Raw genomic sequence first — 17,676 nt, forward strand, 5'->3', positions numbered from 1 at the left:
TACTGAAATTCACAAACCTACCCTAAGTGATATTGCCTTTGATTCGTATGTGGAGGGACTGACCTTGGCTTATAGGGATTTACGTTCTTTTTTAGACAAGCTAGAAGCGGAAGGGCAACTAGTTAGAGTGACTCAGATGGTGCATCCTGAACCCGATTTGGGCTCAGCGGCACGTGCTGTGAATAATCTTGGTGACCAGTCTCCTGCTTTGCTTTTTAACAATATTCACGGGTACCAGAGCGGGCAAGTGGCACTTAATGTTATCGGTTCTTGGCCAAACCACGCGCTTATGATGGGGCTTGCGAAGGATACGCCCGTTAAAGAGCAGTTTCTTGAATTCGCACGTCGTTGGAATCAATATCCCGTTCCTGTTGAAAGAGTAGAAACTGCTCCATTCCAAGCCAATGAGGTTACGGAAGATATCAACCTGTTTGAAATACTACCTCTATTTCGTTTAAATCATGAAGATTCTGGTTGTTTTATCGATAAAGCCTGCGTTATCTCGCGGGATTTAGACGATCCAGATAATTTCCAGAAACAAAACGTTGGGATATATAGACTCCAGGTAAAAGGAAAGGACAAGCTGGGAATTCAACCGATACCAACACACGACATCGGGCTTCACTTAAAAATAGCAGAGGAGCGTGGAGAAAACCTTCCTGTTACCATTGCAATTGGGTGTGACCCAGTGATTACAACCATCGCGGGTTCCCCACTTGCGTATGACCAGTCTGAATACGAAATGGCTGGTGCTATCCAGGGAGAACCCTACCGAATTGTTCGGTCTAAACGTTCCAACCTAGACATTCCGTGGGGAGCAGAAGTCGTTCTAGAGGGAGAAATCATTGCTGGTTATCGTGAATTAGAAGGACCATTTGGTGAATTCACGGGCAGCTATTCGGATGCACGTAGACAACCAGTTATTCAAATTAATGCCGTTTATTACCGTGATAATCCTATTTTTGAACATCTGTATCTTGGGATGCCCTGGACGGAATTGGACTACATGACAAGTATTGCGACGTCTGTTCCGCTGTATCATCAACTGAAAGAAGCATTCCCCGAGGTCGTTGCAGTAAACGCCATGTACACTGTGGGTCTTGTGGCCATTATTTCAACAAAAACTCGTTTCGGCGGTTTTGCGAAGGCAGTAGGAATGCGCGCGATGACTACTCCCCATGGCCTTGGATATTGCAAACTGGTGATCGTCGTGGATGACTTTGTAGATCCATTCAATGTACCGCAAGTGATGTGGGCGCTGTCGACGAGAGTTGCCCCAGATAAGGATATGGTCATGATTCCGAATGCATCTGTTCTGGCTCTGGACCCAAGTTCAGATCCGCCTGGTATCACCCACAAAGTAGTCATTGATGCAACGACACCAAAACAGCCAGAGACTAGGGGAGAATTGTTCGCTCCGACTATAGAACCGCCACGAGATACACAAAAATGGGAGACAATCATCAAACAATTGATGAACAAGTAAAGGAGGTCTACGAATGCATACATGCCCTCGTTGTGATTCGGACAAAACAAATATCCTCTGTGAGTCACCCGTAAAGGGATGCTGGATTATGTATATTTGTCAGGAATGTACGTTTACGTGGAGATCAACTGAGCCAGAAACGATAACAAATCCAAAGATGTACAATCCAAGATTTAAAGTCGATACATCCGACCTTAGCAAGTATCAAATGCATCCCGCAATTGCTCCAAAGAGAAGTTAGCTTCCACGTCGGAGAAGGTGGTACCAATGAGAATTATCGTAGCCATAACGGGCGCAACTGGTAGCATATTGGGAATTAGGCTTCTCGAAGCATTAAGAGAATGTGACGTAGAAACGCACCTGGTTATGTCCCAGTGGGCAGAAAAAACAATGCGTATTGAAACATCATACGATCCGAATGATGTAAAAAGGCTTGCATCGCATGTGTACGTACCAAGTAATCAAGCGTCACGAATATCAAGTGGTTCTTTTCGTATTGATGGAATGGTGATTGCTCCGTGTAGTATGAAGACGCTGGCCTCCATCCGCCATGGATTCGCTGACAGCCTTATCCCAAGGGCAGCGGATGTTATTTTGAAGGAAAGAAAGAAGCTGGTAATACTGCCGCGAGAATTACCACTAAGTAGCATTCACCTGGAAAATATGCTCGGGCTATCAAATATCGGAGCCCTTATATTACCGCCAATGCTTACGTTCTATAACAAACCATCTACACTGGACGATGTTATCAATCATGTGGTAGCCCGTACTTTAGATCAGTTTGGGATAGAAAACAACTTAACCTCAAGATGGCTTTCTCATAACGAGACTGAGATGAAAGAGGTCATTGAATACTAATATTTGAGATTGAACGAGGTCACTGCATCCATTCTCACTCAATAGAAATTTTAGTATGTTAACATTAGGGGTTTGAGCTCCTACGTAAAAGGGGCATTCGCAGCTTTCGCCACCGCAGCGGCTTGTGCAGTCGTCCTTCTCGCTGTTGTGGGATCACTCCATTCCCAATTCTTCAAGAACGACTTCAGCGAGCAAACAGGCACAAAACCTAAGAGTTTGCTCAAATATACCTGTCAAGTCAGGGATAAAAACTCAAGGAAGGCGGTGGTACTTAAGCCACCGCTTTTTTCTGCGAGAAAATGTAGTCAACAATGAGTAGTAAACTAAAACTGCCCAGATACTCAACAAGATGAGAATAACCAAACTGAATAGTCATGTGGCCATCGGTACACTTGTTGTAGAGTAGGGGACTGGTTGCCCAGCCCTCCCTCATCAAACCGTACGAGCGGGTTTCCCGCATACGGCTTTCCGATGTTCTTCACCTTGGGTAGTATAGCTTCCCCAACCGCTAACTCGCTTCAGTCCCATACATCCGAAAACTTCCGCCACTCTTCCTGGGTGGAGATGATTTCGTTTATATTTCTTGTTCCAGTACAGTGTCAGTCTCCGAATAATATACCAGTCCACTTTAGAAAGAAATCGATTGGACATCCATGGGTCGACACTGCCGTAGTAGTTCTTCCATCCTTGAATAACAGGGTTCAATTTGTCCACCACCTGTTTAGGAGACCAATAGAGATGAGAGCGTGGTCCAATGATTTCTTTTACCTTTGCCCGCATCTTCTTCATCGATTTCTTGGATGGAAAACTGCGCATGTCGTAGAATGCCCCGCCTTTTTAGGTGCTGGCAATCGGCGGTGGTGGAATCCGAGAAAGTCGAATTCCTCTTTAGCCCCCCATAGGTTCACTAGCTTGGACTTGTCAGTATTCATCGTTAGTTCCAGTTTCCTGAAAACCGCTTTGAGCACCTGAATAGCTTTGAGGGCCTGGGATTTCCGCCTACACAAAATGACGAAATCATCGACGTAGCGCACCAGTGTGCCGATATGGGAAACCGCCTCTCCCATACGGCATCGAGGTAGTTTAAATAGATGTTTGCGAGCAGTGGAGATACCACTCCACCCTGAGGACTACCGATTTCAGTGTCATGAAATTGACCATCTTCCATAACACCCGGCTTTCAACCACAGGCGGATAAGTTTCAGTATTCTTCGGTCGCTTACACGTTGTTTAACGAGTTTGAGCAATTTGTCATGTGGGATGTTGTTGAATATCCCGTGATGTCGACGTCCACTCCCCAGTACACTCGACCGTAGTTTACGACCTTATCTATCCGTTCTATCGCCTGTTTTGCACTCCGCTTCGGTATAAATCAAACGAACAGTCTTTGAAGTCTGCCTCGAATATCGATTCTAAAACGATTTTCGTCGCCATTTGCACCAGTCTGTCTTGGGTGACAGGTATCCCAGAGGGCGCGTCTTGCCATCCCCCTTGGGGATATCGTTTCTCCGAACAGGCTTTGGTCGATATGCATTCCTCATTGACTGCTTGTTGGGTATCTCTCACAAATTGAACTTCGCCTCCCGCAGGTTGTGTTGTCCTGCGTTCACAGGTGTAGAGTCGGAGGAGGTGGGCGCTGGCCTGCCTCCGTCCGCTCGATCAAACGGATCGTGCAGTTTTCCCGCAATCCGCTTTCCTTCATGTCATCGCGTGGATGCAGGCATCAGATTCAAATCGGGTATCAGGGACATTAGGTTTACCAATCGAAACTCACCGTATAATCGTCGCTCAGGATATTTCCGCCATCCACCGTTCCGCCACCGCTTGTACTGGTGGCTTCTGATTCGTTGAATAATCCAGCGTTGCAGTCTGTTGAACAATTTTCGAACGTGTGCTTTTCGATAGTAATTACCCCATCCTCGAATGACCGGGTTAATCCGGTCAATCAGCTCCTGTACGGTGAGCGGAAGTCGGCGCTTTGTGCGTTGACGGATGGTGTCCTGGAATCGTTTCACGGACTTCTCCGTTGGAATCGCATAGATGTTCAGTCTATTGGGTCCCTTTTTCACCTTGTGCTGTGACAGCGTTAGACCTTTGCCGCGTTTCAGCTTATAGCCGAGAAATTCAAATCCCGCGCTAATATGAGTAATGCGGGTCTTCTCCGGATGAAGCGTTAAGCCCAGCGCTTCTAAGGCAACTTTTGCATCTGCGAACACCTTTACAGCTTCCTCACGACTCTTGCAGAGTACGACCCAATCATCAGCAAAACGGGTAAGGCGATAACCCTTGTTTTCCATCGCTCTGTCAAATGGTGTGAGGTAGATATTACTGAATAGTGGACTCACTATTCCGCCCTGAGGTGTCCCAGATACTGTCTGGAATTTCACCCCGTTCTCCATGTATCCGGCTTCGAGCATCTGTCTAATCAGTCGTAAAATGCGCCCGTCGCTAATTCTTTCAGATATCATGTCAATGAGACGCTCGTGCTGGACATTGCCAAAGAAGTCACGCAAGTCAGCATCTACTACCCATTCACAGCCGTTCATGATTTCGCGATAGATTTTCCGCATTGCTTGATGTGTGGAACGCCCCGGTCGATATCCGAAACTACAATCGCTAAATGTCAACTCGAATATAGGTTCAAGCCGATTTTTCAGTGCTTGCTGGCATACCCTATCTCGAATGGCGGGAATGCCAAGCGGCCTCGTTTCGGTAGGCTTATTCCGTTTCGGGATGTTCACCCTTCTAACTGGTATCGGTCTGTAGACATCCTGCTTTAGCTGTTGGTGCAGTCTGGCTAGTTCCTCCGCTGCCACTCGCTCAAAGTCAGCAATTCGGACGTTATCGATTCCACCACTACCGCCGTTCTGCTTGACCAGCTTCCACGCTGACTCCAGATTGGCTCGGTGATAGACCTTGTCAATGAGCGAATGAATCTTCCTACCTGTACCGTCTGCCTTCATTTGGTCTCGTATCCTCCGTTGCGAGTTCTGGGTCTTTCACTTAGGGAACTTTCCTTCCCTCGCTACATACTCGCGAACCTCCTGAGGTTTCGGGTTCCATAAAGCGAGCCGCCTTCCCCTTTTACTCACCTTTTGAGTGAACAAAAGCCACCTGCACTTGGGCAGATAGTCCGGACGTTTCTGTTGTTCGTCCGTTGCAGTATTATGCAGCTCTCCGACTTCTCGCAGCGCATCGGTGCGCACTTCGGGGTTGCCTTATAGCGCACGTTACTGGATAGCTGTGGACTCCTGAACAAAATGGCAGCCACAGCACGACCATTTCGACTTTCTTTACCCACCTGTCCATCGCGGTGCTCACTTACCAGACACTACGAGATCTCCGTGGGTCACAACATCATCTTCCGTGCCATGCCGCCCGCACACACCTTGGTACGATGGGTGGACTAGTAGCGCCTTCGCCTCCATAGTGCAAGCTCGACCTTGCCCCATCTTTGGCCGACCGGTTCGCAATTCGGTTCCCCGTTTCACTACAGCCTGGTACTTCTCCGCAAGCCCTCCGGACTCCACCTCACGGTGGACGCCCTGCCCTCCGATACATAGATTGCTATCGGCCCCTGAGGCGTTACCCCCAGGTTTGGATATGAGTCCCCTAGTCCGAGACTCAGTGGGACTTTAACCCACCCGATGACGCGCTGCCACGCGCACACTACCACCCTGTCCGACTCCCTTCTCGCCGCTTGCCATTTCACCCTTCGGGCTACCCTGAAAATATGGCAGAAGGGACTTTTTGGCAATAGTTACCTCACTCGCCTGTCTTCTATCGCGGATTTTATTAGTGATCTTTTTCACTTCACTGCATAACCCCACATCAGCGAGATCAGGCTCCATATCTATACCCACTTTTGATTTGCGCACCAGAACCCTCTGTGTAGCTCTAGGTGGGAGTTCAAAAGTACTGTCTACTAGCAAAGTGAGCTTTAACGTGACATTTTACATTAACACACGTGATGTCTTTGACCGGTCTCAAATTCGATAGTCCGTGTCTTCAACTGTTCCTGCGTCAACACTTCTTTTTCAATTAATGCCCTTTCAAATGCCCGTACCCAATGGCAATAGTACGTAGACACTATATCTGTCTCAGGGTGTTGACGCTCGGCTTCTCCAATCTCTTTCACAAATTCACTGTTAAAATCCTTCCACAGATATATTCCCTTTTCGAATAATATTACTGCCATTGCAAAAATTCTGCTTTCCCATGGGGTGTGGAAAACGAGTTCTCCATTCTCTCGAGGTAATTTTGCGGAATCCTCTATATAGCTGATTAGCGATTTGGGATCTTGGCTCATGTGTAAACTCCTTTTATGATGGGATTTCTACTTTGGACACACCGATCATCGCATCCCGGGTAACGATACTGGCCAGTTCGTCCTCGTTCATGTGCTCGGTTGCTCGCGGACGCTCAGGTAAAACGAGATATCGCGTGTCCGCATTGCTATCCCATACCCGTATTTCCACGGTGTCATCTAGTTCGAGTCCGAATTCCCGAAGTACGCTTCTGGGATCAACAACAACTCTTGAGCGATAAGCAGTGCTTTTATACCAGGTTGGAGGCAAGCCTAAAAGCGTCCACGGATAACAGGAACAAAGCGTACATACGACGACATTTTGAATGTTTGATGTATTTTCAATTACCACCAATTCTTCGCTTGCCATCTCGAGCCCCAATTCTGCAACGGCTCTTTTTCCGTCATGTAAGAGTCTTTGTTTGAATTCGGGATCTACCCAAGCTCTTGCGACAACTTTTGCGCCATTCATTGGGCCAATATCGGAAACGAAATGATGAATTAATTCATCCACTTCTTCCGCGGAGATCAAACCTTTTTCGATTAAGATGGATTCGATAGCCATCGTCCGCAGTTCTTCAAACGAGTCTGGCAGCTTATGATGATGGTGATGCCCTTTACTGTTGCTCATTTTGTACTCCCCCTAAATCCAAATAATCTTCCCATAACTCGATATATAGTTTGTCTTTTGAGTAGGCATCTTCCCCCCACAGTTCTTTTGCTTCAAAACAAACCAGATAGACAGGCTGGTAAACATCTATTCCTTGGTGAACTCTAATGTCGGGCAAGATAAAGTGGCCATTCATTTTCTCAATTACTCCCTGTTTCCCTCGGACGTACCGAGGAAGACGCGTATGTCCCAATGGAGATACTTTCTTCGTTTTTACGAGCGTTCCCGGTAAAAACTTCGGTTCACTTTGCGGCTCTGCGTCCGTTTTGGTTTCGATAACAAATTTTCTTTGAGTTGACGGAGTGGGAGGCATCACCCTTCTATGCAAATCAGGTTGGTATCCAAATGATGGGCACAATTGATCCATTTTTTCTTGTAACTCACCTTCGGAAAATACGCCCCTTTCCATCAATAACGTCTCCATTCTTAACAGCCAATTCTGGTAATATGTGGACGATAGATAATAAACAGGATCTATTCGCTCAACGTAATACCTCGACTCATCAGTGTTATAGATATGGCATTTTCTCCTGACAAGTGTATGAATTGCCCTCATTCGTCCCTCCCATGGTGCATGAAAGACGGGTTCATTATCTTCCCTTTGAATAGGACCAAAACCGTCCATTCCCCCAACATCATGGATGCCGTTCACCGGACCAACCCCTTTACTCAAAAATACCAATCAAAGTAAAATCACTCATGGTTCTCTTATAGTAATAACCATGTGAGCCTCATCCCAGAGATTTATCCGACAATATATACACCTATGCGATTTTTACACCAGAACCGGAATTCTGTATGAAAACACGTTTTTGATGCTCGTTTCTGGGCATTTTCGGATTGTCAATGTGACACTACACGTTTCTCTTTAACAAGCGACTGAAGTGATCCGGCGAGATCGGGTCAAGAGAGCGATTGTGACAGCCGATGAGGCTACACGAAGGCTAGGTGTATCCGTTCCTACAATTTCCTCGGCGGAATTGAATCCTCACGTCGGAGAACATGGGATGTTCGGACGTGAGGAAATAGAAGAGATCACTCCCGCATTGCTAGATACACGCTGCCGCCAGACTAAAGTATCGGGCCCGTTTTGGTAGTGATACGCTGTTTATTAATCGGGGCTTGATGCTTATATGGCAATGTACCACGACCTTGTTCCCATGAATTTGCTTGCCTTCGACCGGATCAAAGCGTTTACCATCGACATTCCGATCCTTTTCTGCTCCGTCGGTCATGCCACCGCCAATGACATTGCAGGCAAGGGCATTACGTCAACTAACAGCTTTATCGAGTCTCTACAATTGCTGAGTACCATATCGAAGAATACAAGAGCAGTAGAATAAAACATATCTTGGTATCATTCTCCCTTTAATGCGAGAATCAGGCTGAAAGTCGCACAGATGAGGAGCAGGCCGACAATACCATATAACCCTGTGTTAAATCCGCCGGACAAGAAAATGACGAGTCCGAATAAATACGGCCCGAAGGCGGTAACAAGGTTTGTCGGTCCCTGCTGCAACCCGGTGATACCTCCAAGCGAAAGAGCGGGTGCATTGTTGTGAAACATGGTGGTGGTAGCAATCGATCCCGAATTTTTCAGCGCCATGGTTAGTGCGAACCAGATGACAGCACCGGTCGCTGTGGACGCGTGAATGGCGAAGAGCAATGTAAATCCCGCTAACACATATCCCACGACGCCAACCGGGGCCCTCCTCATGAGTCGGTCCGCGACGTACCCCGCGACTAACATGAAGATAACTGCAACCACAAAAGAGAGTGAATTGACTAATCCGGCGTTTTGCAGTGACAAATGTCGAACCTTATTCATGTACGATGCGAACCATGTTGTTACCGTATAGTAAACGATTGTATCAAATGTCCAGATAATCAAAACGAACCACCATTTATAATCGGATAACACTTGACCGATTGTCCGCTGCTGAACCTTTATCGAGCCTTCCATACGACCGTCAGTTGCTTTCGATTCGGAGATATAGTTACGCTCCGACTGAGAAATCCATTTGTGTTTTTCCGGCGTCTCTGCCGTGAGAAACAACAGCATTACCGTAGAGAGAACCAATTGAAGAATACCAGCTACGATAAACGCTAACCGCCAGCCATGATGAACAATCATGATTGTAACGAAAAGGATGCCTACAACCGGTCCAATGTTGATTCCATTCAACCATATCGAATTGGCTCTCGCGCGTTCTTTCAAGGGGAACCACTTCGCCGTCATGACCATGGAAGCAGGCCAAATACTCGCCTCAGATACACCCATGATGGCGCGCAGAATGTACAACTCTGTCGATGAGTGTGCCAGTCCTTGAGCGATTTCGAGGATCCCCCATATCACTGTTGAAACGATGAGACAACTTTTCGCACCGTATTTATCGACTATAAATCCCCATACAAATGTGGCTACGCCATAGCTAACCAAAAAGGAGGATACCAATAATCCGGCTAATCCAGGTTTGCCCAGGATACCGATAGCACTTAAAAATGACTTGTCTGCAATGAATATCCCTATCGTTACTTTGTCCATCATGGAGATAATCCAGATGACCAGCAAAGTAACGGATACACCATACCAGCGAACACCCGATTGACTTTGGCTAACTGGTATTGGAATTGATGTCCGAGTTGACATAATTACGACCCTCCCCCAATAAAGCATGATAGGATGTCAAATCTACTGTACGTTTCACATTACGGAACAATATGCGATTTATTTTCGATAAACCCCTCGTGGCTTTGCCAGCACGTTGTCTCGGGGATTCACTTCATGCATCGTTCCCAAATGTTGCAAATGTCCGCGGCTGGTACAACCCATCCAAATCCTTGCCGGATGTTTTGTTCTGTCGCGCGCTGTGCACCCTCGTCGGTCGTCGCAGTACAATCTGACACAAGTACCACGTGATAATCGTGATTCAATGCGTCCCGAGCCGTCGACTCCACACAAACGTTTGTTGCCACACCAGTTAAAAGTAGCGAATCACGTCCTAGCGAATTCAGTACTTGAGCTAAATTCGTCCCCACAAAAGCGCTGTATCTATGTTTCGTAATGATGACGTCACCATCATTCGGCCGAACTCCGTAGAATTCGCACCCCCAAGTCCCCTTTATACATGTCGGTCTACGGCCGGTATCCCCATTCTGGGACTTCCGACCCTTCCAAGCAGGAGACGAGTCCACGTCACTATGCGTTGTCTGTACAAAAATCACTGGCACGTCATAACGCCTAGCCATGTTCAGATAGTGCTCTAATGTTGGAATCATCTTTTGTACCTCATGTAAATCGAGGCCACCCTCCCCCCAACACCCTTCCGGATGGCAAAAGTCGTTTTGCATATCAATGACAATAACAACCGCCCGTCCTGGATCCACTCGTTCCTGTAAGTCCATACCATTTCCCCATCCCATAAATCACAGATGTAAACACGATAATGAATTGATTTTCAGCAAAATACTCGCATGATAAGATGTTTGTAGTGAACTCTCAAAGAGTTGCACGTAATTCAGGAACGGGTCGCGCATTACACACTTCTTGCCATGTGCGTCCCCATATCCCTCACTCGCCAACCTGCACACTCATTTGTCGAAGGTTATTTACCATTCCTTCAGTGTCTTTGACTTCAAGTGTAACAACCGCCTCGTTCCCAGGCGCGACACTACCTTCATCCGTATTGCTCAGAAAATGATACCCCCTTTAGTTTCCTTTTCGTTGAACTATCAGATTGAAACACACAATTCCATTTCCTATAGTGAAAGCGGATTCAGTTACTAGTTTAAATTCTATATAACATTCGGAAAGGTAAAATCATTCTATTCCATATAGCAGAATCTTTTTCACAAAATTCATAAAGCCATGTTTCACACTCGTGCCTACGACTCACACTCATCGTTAAGACGTTAACAGAAATTGTCTAGTGCACTTTCTCTTAAGCCCCGTTATATAATTGGACAAGCCATGTGATCTATAGAACAATAGATGCACGAGGTTTTGTCCGTGGAAAGACGTAAGTCTTCTAAGCAGTTTAAGGAGCAGGTTGTTCGGGAGTGTTTGGAAACAGGAAGTGTATCTATTGTAGCCCGAAAGCATGACATACGTCCGAATGTAGTAAAACGGGAGTACTGATCCCGACTACTTGACTTTTGGCACAAGCGTATCAGGGATTTCGCTTGTCTTGAATAACGCGGTTTATAAGGGGTTCACTTACGTTCACCATGCATCTGCAACCTAGCTCCGGACCAAATCTCCCTATTAGTCTCGGCTACATTGTTCCGTGAGCTTCGCAAGACGGCGTTGCCACTATCCCACGTCACGGTAGGTTCGCGGTCGCAGTTCAGACCGGATAGGTACATTCCAGACATACGGTCTTTGAGTGAGAGGAATAGCTCTCGATTTTTTGGTTATGGCGTAACCTGATGACATTTGGTGTCAGTGTAGAGTCCCCCTGAGGGATCGACTCAAGAAATAATTTGACACGTGGACGAAGCATAATGATCTCCTTTGATAAATTATTCAACTTTATTCTAGTCGATCGTCAACGTTATCTTGCCACGGAGTACACAAACACTTCCTTGCCCCACTTGGTTATTGTCTTTTCAATATGCATTCCATTACGTTCAGCAACTCTCGCAGATGCTGTATTATTGGCATCTATAAACGAATACATCTTATGGAGACCCATGCTCTGACTCGGGTTCGACAGTTACAACCCGTTTATAAGCATTTGTGGATAACCGGAATCCCGTAACGGCGCGGAATTCCGGTTATTTTATGTAGGCATTTTTACAAAAAGTTGTAGGCATGCGAATTTATGTGGATAACTAGTATTGTTATCCACGGTAGTTGACTTCGTAGAACATATTATTTTAAAATGTAGACATGTACATACGGCGGATATCACGAAAAAATAAAAACGGTTCTGTCACGTCCTACGTGCAGCTTGCCCATAATGAACGCAATCCCAAGACCGGCAATCCCCAAGCGAAAGTCCTCTACCACTTCGGGCGTGAAGATGAAGTGGATATGGATGGATTGAAGAGGCTTGCCGCGAGCATCTCACGATTCCTTGGTGATGAACCCGTTGCGTCGGAGCCCAAGGATAGCGTGCAGTTGAGTCTGCTCGATAGCAAAACGTTTGGCACCGCTTATATCGTCGACTCGTTGTGGCATGAACTTGGCGTGGGTCAAGCCATATCCAAGCGTCTGGCACAGCGCAAATATGAAGCCCCGATAGAGCGGGCCATCTTTGCGATGGTCGCCAATCGAGCCTTGGACCCCTCGAGCAAGCTTGGCATGGAGGACTGGGTGAAGCGAGACGTCGCACTCCCCGGTGTTGAGAACTTTGAGGTCCACCAGGGGTACCGTGCAATGGATTTCCTGATTGAATCGGACGTAGACATCCAGAGAGAAGTGTTCGAGACTGTCGCCGACTTGTTGAACCTGGAAGTCGACTTACTGTTCTTTGACACCACGTCAAGCTACTTTGAAATGGATGACGAGCCGGAAGAAGACAGTCTGAAGCAACCCGGCTACTCCAAGGACCACCGGCCGGACTTACCGCAGGTCGTAATTGGTTTTGCAGTGACCCGAGACGGCATCCCTGTGCGGTGTTGGGTATGGCCAGGGAACACGTCAGACATGACCGTCATTCCAGAAGTGAAGAAGGACCTCATTGGCTGGCGTCTCGGACGCGTCGTTACGGTCGTCGACCGTGGGTTCAGCTCGGAGGACAATTTACGTGAACTCCAGAAAGCCGGAGGGCATTACATTGCTGGAGAGAAGATGACCTCTGGGAAGCAGACAGTCGAAGATGCCATGTCTCGTCCTGGGCGATTTAAAACGATACGGGATAACCTTGAGATAAAGGAAATCGTCGTAGGAGACGGTGAGGCACGGGTCCGATATGTGCTCGTTCGCAACCCAGATGAAGCTCGCCGAGATGCGTTTCGGCGCGAGGCACACCTCAAGGCCCTGGAAGCAGAGCTCGCACGACTCAAGGAGTTGGATAACGACGCACACACCAAGGCGCACTGTCGATTGCAAAGTCACCCGACCTTCAAGCGTTACTTGAAGTCGGACAAGCGTGGCAATCTCACAGTTGACCACCAGGCGGTTAAGGCGATGGAACGACTGGACGGAAAGTATCTGATCCGAACCTCAGACGACACACTGTCCGCGGAAGATGTGGCCCTTGGATACAAGCAGCTCTGGCAGGTTGAGGCGGCATTCCGTTCTCTGAAACAGACCATGGAATTGCGCCCGATGTACCACAGGAAGAATGAGCGGATTCGGGCACATGTACTACTGTGCTGGCTCTCGTTACTTTTGGTTCGGGTGGCAGAGAACCGAACTAGCCACACATGGCGAGAGATCCGTTCTGTCATGAACGAGATGCACCTTGTAACCTACAAAGCTGGTAGCGGCAGAGTCCGGCAGCGAACAGAAGTAACCCCGGAGCAGGCACAAATCCTGAAAGCGCTGGGTTACGAACATCCACCGTTGTTCTCGGACATATCCACAGATACGCTGTAGGCACCACACGAAGTTATCCACAGTCCCGAAATCCTAGAAGCACCAACGGGTTTCGGGATTTCGTGTATCTACGACTGTCGAAGCCGAGTCTGAAATCCGTATTCTTTACAAGCTTTTTCTGATTCCGTTGCGTAGCCCTTTCCCCACTCCTGTCTCACGAACAGATATGCGTTCTCCATTACGCTAACACCATCGAATTCTTGCGGTATAATCCCACATTGACCAAGAAATTCTCCCGTCGATTTATCCTCTACAATCCAAAAACCCACGCCTAACTTTTCATAATTACTTAAGGTTCGATTAATCCAGCCCAAGGTTTCTTCTTCATTCATGGTTGAGGGATAGTATCTCATTGCTTCTGGGTATGAAAACATTTTCAATAGATTCTGAACATCATCCGTGGTCATTTTCCGCAAATTTAGTCTTTACGTGGTGATGACAATAGTGTCCATGTATTCGCCTCCCGACAAAGACATTGTATCTATGGCTTCCACAGAAATGACTCAAAATCTTTACACGTCGTTCTCGAAACAAGTGCAACTCAAAGTGCAGGACATGTCCACCAATACGATGAGCTAGTTGTTACGATTTCTTGGTCGTCTTATAGGTCTTGTTCGGGCATGTTGGTGCTCAATGGGAGGTAAACTCATGTCCAGACAAAAGAGGATTTGGTATTCATTTGTTCATCATATTTCGTAGGTCATTGGCTCATCTTAGAGCAAAATGGTGGAGGAAATAATAATACGACCATTCAGATTGAATCTGCTTCGATGTGCAACAACAATAGCAAAAGGGGCTTTCATGACATTTGTCATCAAAGCCCCTGATATCCAGAAAGGACGACTATATTAGGCGACCGCTTCAAACGGTTCCTGCTTAGATTGTGAACGTGAAGCAAGAAGATAATATACAATCCCGGTAACAATAGGTGCAGCATAAGCGGTTAAATCAGCACCACCAAACCACATCTTTGATAACGGGCTTACCCACATAGCTCCGTTCGCTGTAAAGAATGTAGCTAACACCCCAACAATGAACGAAACCATGGCACGCCAGTTAATCCCACCTGTATACCAGTAGGAGGAGTTTGGGCCATTCTCCGACAGGCCAGCAGAATTGTATTTTCCTTTAACGATGACATAGTGAACTAAAAAGATTGTCGCCCAAGGACCAATGAACATGATCATTAAATCTAAAAAATTTTGGAAAAATGTTACGAAGCTCGTAGAAAAGAACAGTGCGTAGACTGCTATTGCCGTACAAATTACTCCATCAATAACAACGGCCCAATATCGACGCAAACGTATGCCCATGGATAAAAAGCTCATTCCAGAGCTGTACGCGTTCAGGTAATTCGCGCAGATGTCGCCTATGACGACCGCGATTAAAAAAGGAATTGCGGCCCATGCAGGAATGGATTTCGCGATAGCCATAACGGGATTACTTGCAAACGCAGACGGGTTCACAAAGGTACCAAGGAGAATACCCACACCCATCATCACAAAATTCGCGATGCCTCCACCAGCAAAAGTAACACCAACGATTTTCCGAGTTGGCGTTTGAGCGGGAAGATATCGGGAATAATCAGCTGCGAAATTCACCCATCCATAAAACGTACTTGCAAGACCAATTGACAAGGCAAGCAGAAAAGTTGGGAATGTACCCGAAGCCGCCATGTCCTTGACTGGCGTGCTGAATCCCCAATGTACAGAGGGGAAAATAGCAAAAACCACAATCACCGCACAAGCAGCAAGTACAAATGCTAAAATACGCTGCATTGTAACCAGGGTTGCGTGGCCCAAGATAGGGACGGTGTAAGTCAGTACCAATGTACTCAAAAGGGAGATGATCGTTGGAACAAACCCATGTGAAGGAAGACCGATATATTGAGCCAAGCTTAAAATAGCCCAAATGGTCAAGACCATTGTTACACTTTCCCAGCCGACCGCTGTAAGCCAACTGAAAAACGCCGGTACTTTATTGCCACGTGCTCCAAATGCAGCCTTAGAAATTGTTAATGTCACGGTACCCGCTCTAGGTCCAGTTGCACAAGCAAAGCCTAGCACCGCAAATGATCCAGAACAAATCAGCGCGGCAAGTAGACTCTCCCATACATTCAATCCTAAGGACGTGAACAATTGACCTGTTACCACGCCTGTGTACGTCAGAACGGCCGCAAACCATACAAAAAATAGTTCCCTCGGCATACCGTGTCTTTTGTCCTTAGCAATGATCCCGATTCCTTCGGTCTCCAGATGAAACGCAGCATCTGGCTGTTTACCAGTGGAAGTCAAGGACTTCGCTGCTTGGCCCATGTATGAATCCCCCTAATTAAAAACCTCGACACCAATGGCGACCAGCTTGCCGCGTAACATCGAGGAGTCGAGGATTACATGGGCTAATGCTATACACTACATACGCCAAAACGGCAATGACGTGTATCCCTTGTACGATCCAAAACGTCCTCGTAGTCAAGCAATTTGCGGTCACTTGGTAGAGACTGCTGAGCCAATCCTCAGCATTATACGAGGTCTCTTTATTTCGCTGACATTCTATAGCATGTGACACAAAGCGTCAACAAAAGACAAAATGGTGAAACATACAATTCTTTCCCACTATGTGCTTGAGTGATAGTAGAAATACTAAAACCCTTTGCTTGTCGACCGATCAAAGTACCTGCTGTGGAATTTTTTGAAGCCAATGACACGTATCGGGCAATACCCTGCCTTCGCAGTAATAAAAAACGAGTCGCGACTATACCTTATCGTAAGTTCACTTCACAACATCCATCAAAATCAAAAACGTACTCACAACACCGATTAGATGATCGGCCTTGCCTCCGGTCAGAACCATACGAATACCCTGACGCTTACCAAGTGGCCAAAACAACGGTATTCCCCCTGCTACTGCATCAGCGATAATATGTAATCCATATCCAAGTATCGCTACATCCGATAACCAAACCAAATGCTGATATTTACCAAGTTGCACCAAAGTAAAACCAGCGATCGCAAATCCCAATAAAGAATGCGTAAAGGTCCTATGCTTAGAAAATGCCGTGACACCGAACCAAATTGCCAAACATATCCCGATTTCCGTGTAATCAGGAAACCGCATCCCCAAATATAAAGAGCCACACGCAAGCAATATCAACGATGTTTTACGCACCCACTCAGCATGATGGACAAAACCAAGAAACATAAATAACGCAATCCCTAACGCAATAGGAGACCTCCACAAATGCATCATTACCAACAAAATCACGAGAGCACCAAGCATAGCAATTTGCCCTATTCTTTCCACCTTACGCGTCATCAGTCCATCCTTCTGATCCAAATCAGGCACAATACCACCAAGGGCCCCTACAACAACACCTTCGATCAGTTGTCTAGCTTGATTTAAATGCCCATCCCCAACAGATAGAACCATATCGTGAGCTGTGGAATCATGCAAAACAACAGGAAGTACCAAAACAGCACCTAAAGCACCAATAGCCATATGCGTACGTCCGAGCATCAAAAAACTCCCCAATTAGAATCATAAATGTTAACGGTACAGAACAATTCGTAGACCCTTGGACTCCTATTGCTGTGTAACTCCCCCTCTCGCTGTGCCACCTAATAGCCTCCTCGCGGCGCTTCTCTGCCGCGCTAAGGGTTCATATCCGTGCTTTGCTTTCCGTCCGCACTACGAGCTTCTGAGCGCCTTGTGTGGTTATGTCCGTATTTCTCAGTACGCCGGATGATGGTATACATTTTGGATCACATTGGATCACCACTGGTTCAACTTTAGATCCTCAACAACCAAATTAA

16 protein-coding genes, 2 pseudogenes and 1 riboswitch are annotated in these 17,676 nt (G+C 46.8%); of the genes and pseudogenes, 6 read left to right on the top strand and 12 right to left on the bottom strand.

What is annotated here, in order from left to right; all coding sequences use genetic code 11:
- The first annotated feature begins 64 nt into the window (after positions 1-64).
- The 3 genes and pseudogenes from NZD89_RS16920 to NZD89_RS16930 all read left to right on the top strand — a co-directional run.
- Positions 65-1,486, top strand: a complete 1,422-nt coding sequence (locus NZD89_RS16920; RefSeq protein WP_268003966.1) for a non-oxidative hydroxyarylic acid decarboxylases subunit C — start codon at positions 65-67, stop codon at positions 1,484-1,486.
- 13 nt (positions 1,487-1,499) lie between these two features.
- Positions 1,500-1,727, top strand: coding sequence for a non-oxidative hydroxyarylic acid decarboxylases subunit D (locus NZD89_RS16925; protein WP_268003967.1), 228 nt, complete (start codon positions 1,500-1,502; stop codon positions 1,725-1,727).
- A gap of 14 nt (positions 1,728-1,741) precedes the next feature.
- A pseudogene (locus tag NZD89_RS16930) lies at positions 1,742-2,344 on the top strand (UbiX family flavin prenyltransferase); the annotation flags it as partial.
- Between the two features lie 432 nt (positions 2,345-2,776).
- Here NZD89_RS16930 and NZD89_RS16935 read toward each other — a convergent pair.
- The 7 genes from NZD89_RS16935 to nthB form a co-directional block, all read right to left on the bottom strand.
- Positions 2,777-3,160 (bottom strand): group II intron maturase-specific domain-containing protein, encoded by a 384-nt coding sequence (locus NZD89_RS16935; protein WP_268003969.1) that lies wholly within the window; start codon positions 3,158-3,160, stop codon positions 2,777-2,779.
- Positions 3,130-3,411 (bottom strand): reverse transcriptase domain-containing protein, encoded by a 282-nt coding sequence (locus NZD89_RS29735; protein ID WP_369125207.1) that lies wholly within the window; start codon positions 3,409-3,411, stop codon positions 3,130-3,132. The genes NZD89_RS16935 and NZD89_RS29735 overlap by 31 nt, the downstream gene beginning before the upstream one ends.
- 636 nt (positions 3,412-4,047) lie before the next feature.
- Positions 4,048-5,307 (bottom strand): group II intron reverse transcriptase/maturase, encoded by a 1,260-nt coding sequence (ltrA, locus tag NZD89_RS16940; RefSeq protein ID WP_268003970.1) that lies wholly within the window; start codon positions 5,305-5,307, stop codon positions 4,048-4,050.
- 672 nt (positions 5,308-5,979) lie between these two features.
- Positions 5,980-6,222, bottom strand: a complete 243-nt coding sequence (locus tag NZD89_RS16945; RefSeq protein ID WP_268003971.1) for a hypothetical protein — start codon at positions 6,220-6,222, stop codon at positions 5,980-5,982.
- A gap of 80 nt (positions 6,223-6,302) precedes the next feature.
- Positions 6,303-6,653 carry a nitrile hydratase accessory protein gene (locus NZD89_RS16950; protein ID WP_268003972.1) on the bottom strand — a complete coding sequence of 117 codons (351 nt, stop codon included), beginning with the start codon at positions 6,651-6,653 and terminating at the stop codon, positions 6,303-6,305.
- Between the two features lie 13 nt (positions 6,654-6,666).
- Entirely contained in the window at positions 6,667-7,281 is a 615-nt protein-coding gene (nthA, locus tag NZD89_RS16955; RefSeq protein ID WP_268003973.1) for a nitrile hydratase subunit alpha, read from the bottom strand.
- Entirely contained in the window at positions 7,268-7,972 is a 705-nt protein-coding gene (nthB, locus tag NZD89_RS16960; protein WP_268003974.1) for a nitrile hydratase subunit beta, read from the bottom strand. The genes nthA and nthB overlap by 14 nt, the downstream gene beginning before the upstream one ends.
- 232 nt (positions 7,973-8,204) lie before the next feature.
- Here nthB and NZD89_RS29740 point away from each other — a divergent pair.
- Positions 8,205-8,663 (top strand): annotated as a pseudogene (locus NZD89_RS29740) (4-hydroxythreonine-4-phosphate dehydrogenase PdxA).
- 14 nt (positions 8,664-8,677) lie between these two features.
- Here NZD89_RS29740 and NZD89_RS16965 read toward each other — a convergent pair.
- Both NZD89_RS16965 and NZD89_RS16970 read right to left on the bottom strand, forming a co-directional pair.
- Positions 8,678-9,970 carry an MFS transporter gene (locus NZD89_RS16965; RefSeq protein WP_268003975.1) on the bottom strand — a complete coding sequence of 431 codons (1,293 nt, stop codon included), beginning with the start codon at positions 9,968-9,970 and terminating at the stop codon, positions 8,678-8,680.
- Positions 9,971-10,098: 128 nt separating this feature from the next.
- Positions 10,099-10,725 carry a cysteine hydrolase family protein gene (locus tag NZD89_RS16970; protein ID WP_268003976.1) on the bottom strand — a complete coding sequence of 209 codons (627 nt, stop codon included), beginning with the start codon at positions 10,723-10,725 and terminating at the stop codon, positions 10,099-10,101.
- A gap of 586 nt (positions 10,726-11,311) precedes the next feature.
- On the opposite strand from NZD89_RS16970, the gene NZD89_RS29745 reads away from it, so the two are divergent.
- A complete protein-coding gene (locus NZD89_RS29745) occupies positions 11,312-11,458 on the top strand; it encodes a transposase (RefSeq protein ID WP_369125208.1) in 147 nt (48 codons plus the stop codon).
- 753 nt (positions 11,459-12,211) lie between these two features.
- Positions 12,212-13,864 (top strand): IS1634 family transposase, encoded by a 1,653-nt coding sequence (locus NZD89_RS16975; RefSeq protein WP_268003977.1) that lies wholly within the window; start codon positions 12,212-12,214, stop codon positions 13,862-13,864.
- A 68-nt stretch (positions 13,865-13,932) separates the two neighbouring features.
- Here the strand turns inward: NZD89_RS16975 and NZD89_RS29750 are convergent, their stop codons facing one another.
- The 3 genes from NZD89_RS29750 to NZD89_RS16985 form a co-directional block, all read right to left on the bottom strand.
- Complete coding sequence (locus NZD89_RS29750) at positions 13,933-14,280, bottom strand: GNAT family N-acetyltransferase (RefSeq protein WP_369125209.1); 348 nt, start codon at positions 14,278-14,280, stop codon at positions 13,933-13,935.
- Positions 14,281-14,712: 432 nt separating this feature from the next.
- Positions 14,713-16,179 carry a purine-cytosine permease family protein gene (locus NZD89_RS16980; RefSeq protein ID WP_268003978.1) on the bottom strand — a complete coding sequence of 489 codons (1,467 nt, stop codon included), beginning with the start codon at positions 16,177-16,179 and terminating at the stop codon, positions 14,713-14,715.
- Positions 16,180-16,312: 133 nt separating this feature from the next.
- A riboswitch (purine riboswitch) is annotated at positions 16,313-16,413 on the bottom strand.
- 223 nt (positions 16,414-16,636) lie between these two features.
- A complete protein-coding gene (locus NZD89_RS16985) occupies positions 16,637-17,380 on the bottom strand; it encodes a metal-dependent hydrolase (protein ID WP_268003979.1) in 744 nt (247 codons plus the stop codon).
- Between the last annotated feature and the right edge of the window lie 296 nt (positions 17,381-17,676).

Source organism: Alicyclobacillus fastidiosus, from assembly GCF_026651875.1.
Taxonomy (GTDB): domain Bacteria; phylum Bacillota; class Bacilli; order Alicyclobacillales; family Alicyclobacillaceae; genus Alicyclobacillus; species Alicyclobacillus fastidiosus.

Coding starts and splice junctions, on each gene's coding strand:
- NZD89_RS16965 (WP_268003975.1), bottom strand. CDS start 9,970: ATGTCAACTCGGACATCAATTCCAATACCAGTTAGCCAAAGTCAATCG.
- NZD89_RS16935 (WP_268003969.1), bottom strand. CDS start 3,160: ATGCGCAGTTTTCCATCCAAGAAATCGATGAAGAAGATGCGGGCAAAG.
- NZD89_RS16975 (WP_268003977.1), top strand. CDS start 12,212: ATGTACATACGGCGGATATCACGAAAAAATAAAAACGGTTCTGTCACG.
- ltrA (WP_268003970.1), bottom strand. CDS start 5,307: ATGAAGGCAGACGGTACAGGTAGGAAGATTCATTCGCTCATTGACAAG.
- NZD89_RS16980 (WP_268003978.1), bottom strand. CDS start 16,179: ATGGGCCAAGCAGCGAAGTCCTTGACTTCCACTGGTAAACAGCCAGAT.
- NZD89_RS29745 (WP_369125208.1), top strand. CDS start 11,312: ATGCACGAGGTTTTGTCCGTGGAAAGACGTAAGTCTTCTAAGCAGTTT.
- NZD89_RS29735 (WP_369125207.1), bottom strand. CDS start 3,411: ATGGGAGAGGCGGTTTCCCATATCGGCACACTGGTGCGCTACGTCGAT.
- NZD89_RS16970 (WP_268003976.1), bottom strand. CDS start 10,725: ATGGACTTACAGGAACGAGTGGATCCAGGACGGGCGGTTGTTATTGTC.
- NZD89_RS16950 (WP_268003972.1), bottom strand. CDS start 6,653: ATGAGCCAAGATCCCAAATCGCTAATCAGCTATATAGAGGATTCCGCA.
- nthA (WP_268003973.1), bottom strand. CDS start 7,281: ATGAGCAACAGTAAAGGGCATCACCATCATCATAAGCTGCCAGACTCG.
- NZD89_RS16925 (WP_268003967.1), top strand. CDS start 1,500: ATGCATACATGCCCTCGTTGTGATTCGGACAAAACAAATATCCTCTGT.
- NZD89_RS16985 (WP_268003979.1), bottom strand. CDS start 17,380: ATGCTCGGACGTACGCATATGGCTATTGGTGCTTTAGGTGCTGTTTTG.